The organism is Actinoplanes oryzae, from assembly GCF_030757795.1.
GTDB lineage: Bacteria > Actinomycetota > Actinomycetes > Mycobacteriales > Micromonosporaceae > Actinoplanes.
Genome location: NZ_JAUQWH010000288.1, coordinates 1 through 6,075, shown reverse-complemented (window position 1 = coordinate 6,075; position 6,075 = coordinate 1). Strand labels below are relative to the sequence as shown.

Annotated in this window: 5 protein-coding genes; 4 read left to right on the top strand and 1 reads right to left on the bottom strand. The window is 75.0% G+C overall.

All coding sequences use genetic code 11. The features are described from left to right. The 3 genes from RBH18_RS42735 to RBH18_RS42725 form a co-directional block, all read left to right on the top strand. A partial coding sequence (locus RBH18_RS42735; protein WP_306216242.1) for a hypothetical protein occupies window positions 1-919 on the top strand: 919 nt, incomplete at its 5' end. A gap of 104 nt (window positions 920-1,023) precedes the next feature. Continuing rightward, complete coding sequence (locus RBH18_RS42730; protein ID WP_306216241.1) at window positions 1,024-2,793, top strand: dynamin family protein; 1,770 nt, start codon at window positions 1,024-1,026, stop codon at window positions 2,791-2,793. Then, window positions 2,790-4,259 carry a dynamin family protein gene (locus tag RBH18_RS42725; RefSeq protein WP_306216240.1) on the top strand — a complete coding sequence of 490 codons (1,470 nt, stop codon included), beginning with the start codon at window positions 2,790-2,792 and terminating at the stop codon, window positions 4,257-4,259. Before RBH18_RS42730 ends, RBH18_RS42725 begins: the two co-directional genes overlap by 4 nt. 5 nt (window positions 4,260-4,264) lie before the next feature. Here RBH18_RS42725 and RBH18_RS42720 read toward each other — a convergent pair whose 3' ends face one another. Next, window positions 4,265-4,726 (bottom strand): hypothetical protein, encoded by a 462-nt coding sequence (locus tag RBH18_RS42720; protein ID WP_306216239.1) that lies wholly within the window; start codon window positions 4,724-4,726, stop codon window positions 4,265-4,267. Between the two features lie 84 nt (window positions 4,727-4,810). Here RBH18_RS42720 and RBH18_RS42715 point away from each other — a divergent pair. Next, a partial coding sequence (locus RBH18_RS42715; RefSeq protein ID WP_306216238.1) for an Hsp70 family protein occupies window positions 4,811-6,075 on the top strand: 1,265 nt, incomplete at its 3' end.

The window sequence follows — 6,075 nt, the reverse complement described above, 5'->3', positions numbered from 1 at the left end:
CGGCACGCAGTCGGTCGAGCACGTCGCCCAGCACCTCAACTACGTCACCTACGCCACCTACGAGGGCGACGACTACATCACCCAGAACCTCGACCTCAGCTTCACCAAGGTGACCGACAACAGCCTCGACGTCGACGTGGACGGCAACGTCTTCGGCGGCCTGGACATCGACACCAGGAACACCACCGTGGACGTGTCCGGCGACGGCGCCGTGGCGAACACCGGCGACGGCGACGTGACCGCGGCGACCGGCGACCGGGCCGTGGCCGAGAGCGGTCCCGGCGACGCCGTGGCCGCGACCGGGACGGGTTCCACCGCCGTGGGCGGCAACCTCACCTCGGCCGGCGGGGACGGCTCGCAGATCATCGGCGGCTCGAACTTCGGCCAGGCGAACACCGGCGACGGCGCCGTGCAGGCCGGCGACGACCTGTCGGGCGCGGTGAACACCGGCGTCAACACCGGCATCGTGGCCGACGAGCTCGACGACGCCGTGGTGGGCGACGGCAACCAGACCGCCCAGGTGGACGGCAGCGCCGACGAGTCGGTCATCAACTTCGGCGGCGGCGACGTGACCAACCTGCCGGACGCCGAGATCGACGACAGCGCCGTGGCCTTCGGCGACGGGGACGCCACCAACGTGTCGGGCAACACCGCCTCGCAGGGCTCCGCGATCTCCGGCACCGGCGACGCCCGCGGCAGCTTCAGCGACGACGACACGACCGTCAACGACAACGACACGACGGTGAACGACAACGACACGACCGTGACCACGGTCGAGGACAACGACACCACGACGGTCACCGACAACGACACGTCCATCAGCGACAACGACACCCGCGTCGACATCGACACCGATGTGCGGGCGTCCGACGACGACACCATCGAGAGCGGTGACGACACGACTGTCGTCGCCGGTTGAGCAGCCGTACCGGCAAGGCCGGGTGCGAACGGAGGGTCCCGGCGGCGGAGGAACGACCCCGCTGCCGGGACGGCACCCGGCGAGTACGGCGAGAGGAGTGAGCCGTGACCGAGTCCGCCGGCAAGGCGGTCGCCCTGGTCGACCTGGGCCTGCAGGCCTGTACGGCGTACGACCGCCCCGACGCGGCAGCCCGCCTCGCCGCCGCCCGCAGCGCCCTGGCCGACCCCGTCACGCACGTGGTCGTGGCCGGCGAGTTCAAGCAGGGCAAGAGCAGCCTGGTCAACGCGCTGGTCGGCGCGGACGTCTGCACCGTGGACGACGACGTGGCCACCGCCCTGCCGACCTATGTGCGCCACGGCGACAAGGCCGAGGCGATCCTGCTGGCCGACACGAGCCGCGACCCGATTCCCCTGGCCGACGTCGGCAGGTACGTCGTGGAGGGCACCCACGAGGCCCGCGTCACCGGCGTCGAGGTGCGGATCCCGCGCAAGCTGCTCGCCGGCGGCCTGGTGCTCGTGGACACGCCGGGGGTCGGCGGGCTGTCGTCGCCGCACGCCGCGGCCAGCCTCGCCGCCGTGTCGATGGCCGACGCGGTGATCTTCGTGACCGGGGCCGCGCAGGAGCTGACCAGCAGCGAGGTCGAGTTCCTGCGGCGCGCCCGGGCGCTGTGCGAGGTCGTCGTCTGCGTCGTCACCAAGACCGACTTCTATCCGGCGTGGCGGCGGATCCGGGAGCTCGACGAGCAGCACCTCGCCGAGCACTGCCCGATGCCGCTCCTGCCCGTCTCCTCCGCCCTGCGGTCCCGCGCGATCAAGGGGAACGACGCCGCGCTGAACGCCGAGTCCGGCTTCCCCGAGCTGGTCGCCTTCCTGACCGAGCGGATCGGCGGGTCCGCGGCCGACCGGCTGGCCGCCGGGGCGGTCGCCGAGGTGGCCGGCCTGTGCGACCAGCTGGACGCGCACTTCACCGCGGAGCGCGCGGCGCTGGCGGACCCCGCCGCGGCACAGCGGGTCGTGGCCGGGCTGACCGAGGCGAAGGCGCAGGTGGAGGCGCTGCGGAGCGCGGCCGCCAAGTGGAACCAGACGCTCACCGACGGGGTGTCCGACCTCATGGCCGACATCGACCACGACCTGCGGACCCGGGTGCGGGCCGTGCTCGCCGAGGCGGACACCGAGATCGAGGCGGCCGACCCCGCCGACACCTGGCCCGAGATGGAACCCTGGCTGCGGTCCCGGCTCGCCGACGAGCTGCTGACCAACTACGACCTGCTCCGCGTCCGGGCCACCGAGCTCAGCGAGCGCGTCGGCACCCACTTCCTCCAGGCGTCGGGCGGGCTGCTCGGACGGCTCGCCGTGGACGACCCCGCGCGGCTCGCGACCGTCGACGGCTTCGAGCACAAGATCGACCTCGCCCGGATGCGGGTCGCCAAGCAGGCGATGGTCGCGCTGAAGAACGCGTACGGCGGGGCCCTGATGTTCATCATCCTGGGCAGCCTGGTCGGCGTGTCCCTGGGCCCGATCGGCATCGGGATCGGCCTGGTCATGGGGCATCGCGGGCTGCGCGAGGAGAAAAAGCGCCAGCTGCAGCGGCGCCGCGCCGAGGCCCGCAACGCCGTCCGGCGCTACTGCGACGAGGTCACCTTCGTGGCCGGCAAGGACTCGCGCGACACGCTGCGCCGGGTGCAGCGGCAGCTGCGCGACCACTACAGCGGGCTGGCCGAGGAGCTCAACCGCTCCACCGCGCAGGCCCTGGCGAGCGCGTCGGAGGCGGCCACCCGCGGCCGCGCCGACCGCGAACAGCGGCTCAAGGACGTGGAGGCCGAACTGGCCCGGGTCCGCCGGCTGCGGGAGCGGGCGCTGGCGGTGCTCGGATGAGCCTGCTCGACCGGACGCGGTCCGTGCTCGACCAGGCCGTCGACGTCTACCGGGGCACCGAGCCGGGCAGCCGGCTGGCCGGGATGCGCGAGCGCCTCGACGCGCCGCTGCGGGTGGCCGTCGCCGGACGCGTGAAGGCCGGCAAGTCCACGCTGCTCAACGCGCTGGTCGGCGAGCGGCTGGCGCCGACCGGCACGGGCGAGTGCACGCGGATCGTGACGTGGTACCAGGACGGGCACGGGTACGAGGTGCGGGCGCTGCTGCGCGACGGGCCGCCCCGGCAGCTGCGGTTCACCCGCGAGGAGGGGGTCATCGACGTCGACCTGGGCGGGCTGCGGCCGGACGACGTGGGCCAGCTGGTCGTGACGTGGCCGGCGCGGGCGCTGCGTACGGTCACCCTGATCGACACCCCGGGCATCGGCTCGCTGTCCGAGCAGGTCGTCGAGCGCACGTGGGACCTGCTCGTACCCGACGACGAGGAGACCCCGGCGGACGCGGTCGTCTACCTGCTGCGGCACCTGCACGCGGGCGACGTCGAGTTCCTGCGCGCCTTCCACGACACCGAGGTGGCCCGGCCGAGCCCGGTGAACGCGATCGGGGTGCTGTCGCGCGCCGACGAGATCGGGGTGGGGCGGCTGGACTCGATGGCCTCGGCGCGCCGGATCGCGGCCCGGCTGGGGACCGATGCCAACGTGCGGCGGCTGGTGCAGTCGGTCGTACCCGTGGCGGGGTTGCTGGCCGAGACGGCCGTGACGCTGACCGAGGTGGAGGTGGCCCAGCTGCGCCGGGTCGCCGCGCTGCCCGTGCGGGAGGCCGAGGACCTGCTGCTGTCGGCCGACCGGTTCGTCACCACCATGCCCGAGGTCGGGCTGACCACCCTGGAGCGCGAGGCGCTGCTGGGCCGGTTCGGCATCTTCGGCGTACGGCTGGCGAGCACGCTGTTGCGCCGCCAGGTCGCCACCACCGCCACCGGGCTGTCCCGGGAGCTGGCCGAGCGCAGCGGGCTCACCCAGCTCCGCGAGATCATCGGCTCGCTGTTCCTGCAGCGCCGCGACGTGCTCAAGTGCCGGTCGGCGCTGCTCGCACTGGCCGAGACCACCCGGGCGTACGTGCGGCCCGGCGGCGACGCGGTGGCCGCGGCCGTGGAGGAGCTGCTCGCCTCGGCGCACCCGTTCAACGAGCTGCGCGTGCTGTCGAGCCTGCGGGCCGGCTGGATCACCGGCAAGCCGGACGTGACCGACGAGCTGGAGCGGCTGATCGGCGGCGCGGGCGGCTCCCCGTGCGAGCGGCTCGGCCTGCCGCCGGACGCCGGGCCCGCGGCCCAGGCCGAGGCGGCGGGTGCGGCCCTCGAGCGCTGGCAGCGCCGCGCGGAGAACCCCTTGACCAGGTACGAGATGAGCGTCGCCGCCACGGTCGCGGTGCGCTCGTGCGAGGGGCTGCTGGCCCGGCTGGCGCGGGACCGATGACGTGCTCAGTCGAGCAGGTCGTCGTCGCCCGGCTCCGCCCACGCCTGCCCGGCATCGTCGTCCCAGGTGACGTGCGGGTCCGGCGGCGGCTCCTCGGCGGCGCCGGGCTCGTCCCAGGTCATCGGCACGTCCTCGGCGAGCTCCGGCGTCTCCTCGCCCGCCCCGGCAGGCGCCGCGCCGGCCCCCGCGCCGAAGTCGAAGCCCTCCTCCGCGGGCTCCTCCGCCTCCGCCGGCGCCGGGACCGTGGTCAGCAGGCCGGGCCAGTCCGGGTCGCCGCCCGTCAGGTAGGGCGCGAGATGCTCGGCGATCTCCGGCGGCGCCGTGTCCGCATAGCTGCCCACCGCCTCGGCGACGAGCTCGCCGGGCAGGCCGGGGTGGCCGGCGGCGCTCAGCAGCTCGCCCGGATCGCCGGCCGTGCCGCCCGCGCTCAGCTCGGCGAACACGTCGCGGAGGGGGCGAGCAGTCATGAGCCCACCCTATGACGGCCCGCGCCCGGACCGTACCGGGGAAATCCCCCGGGCCACCCCCACGCCATCTCTGGAGTGATCCCGATGTACGCACTCGGCCTGGATCTGGGCACCACCTTCACCGCCGCGGCCGTGTGGCGGGACGGCCACGCCGAGATCGTCCCGCTGGGCAGCCGGACCGCGGCCGTCCCGTCGGTGGTGCTGCTGCGCGCGGACGGCACGGTCCTGACCGGCGAGGCCGCGAGCCGCCGGGCGCTGCTGGAACCGCACCGGGTGGCCCGCGAGTTCAAGCGCCGGCTCGGGGATCCGACGCCGCTGCTGCTCGGCGGCGTGCCGCGGACCGCCGAGGCGCTGACCGCCGAGCTGATCCGGGCGGTGGCGGGCCGGGTCGCCGAGCTGTCGGGCGGTCCCCCGGCGGTGACCTGCCTGACGTACCCCGCGACCTGGGGCCGCTACAAGATCGACCTGATGCGGCAGGCCGCGGAGCAGGCCGGCCTGACCGGGACGGTGCTGTGGACGACCGAGCCCGAGGCCGCCGCGGCCGCCGCGCAGGACATCGAGCCCGGGGTCACGCTCGCGGTCTACGACCTGGGCGGCGGCACCTTCGACGCCGCGGTGCTGCGGCGCACCGGGGTCCGCTTCGAGATCCTGGGCCGTCCGGAGGGGATTGAGCGGCTCGGCGGCGCCGACTTCGACGCGGCCGTGCTGCAGCACGTGCGCGAGGCGCTCGGCGGCAAGCTCGAGGAGCTCGACGAGGACGACCCCGCCGCGGTCACCGCCGCCGCCCGGCTGCGCGAGGAGTGCGTGCAGGCCAAGGAGGCGCTCTCCGCGGACACCGACACCACGATCCCGGTGCTGCTCCCCCACACGGTCACCGAGGTGCGGCTCACCCGGTCCGAGCTGGAGGCGATGGTACGCCCGGCGCTGCACGGCACGGTCGAGGCGCTCAAGCGGGCCGTCCGCTCGGCCGACACGACCCCGGAGGAGCTGCACTCGGTCCTGCTCGTCGGCGGCTCGTCGCGGATGCCGGTCGTGGCGCAGCTGGTCGGCTCGGAGCTGGGCTGCCCGGTGGCCGTGGACGCGCACCCCAAGCAGGCCGTGGCGCTCGGGGCGGCGTGGCTCGCCGGCGAGCAGCTGGCCGCCCCCGCGAGCACCGCCCCGGCGTCCGGCCGCGCCACGGCCCCGTCGCCGGTCACCCGCAAGATCAAACCGGCTGCCGTGGCCGCCGGGGTCGCCGCCGTCCCCACCTCCGCGCCCCGTCGCAGCGAAAGTGCCGAGCCGGCGCCGCTCACCCGCGCCCCCACCCCGCAGCTCACCCGCGCCCCCACCCCCCAGGCCGAAGCCGCGAG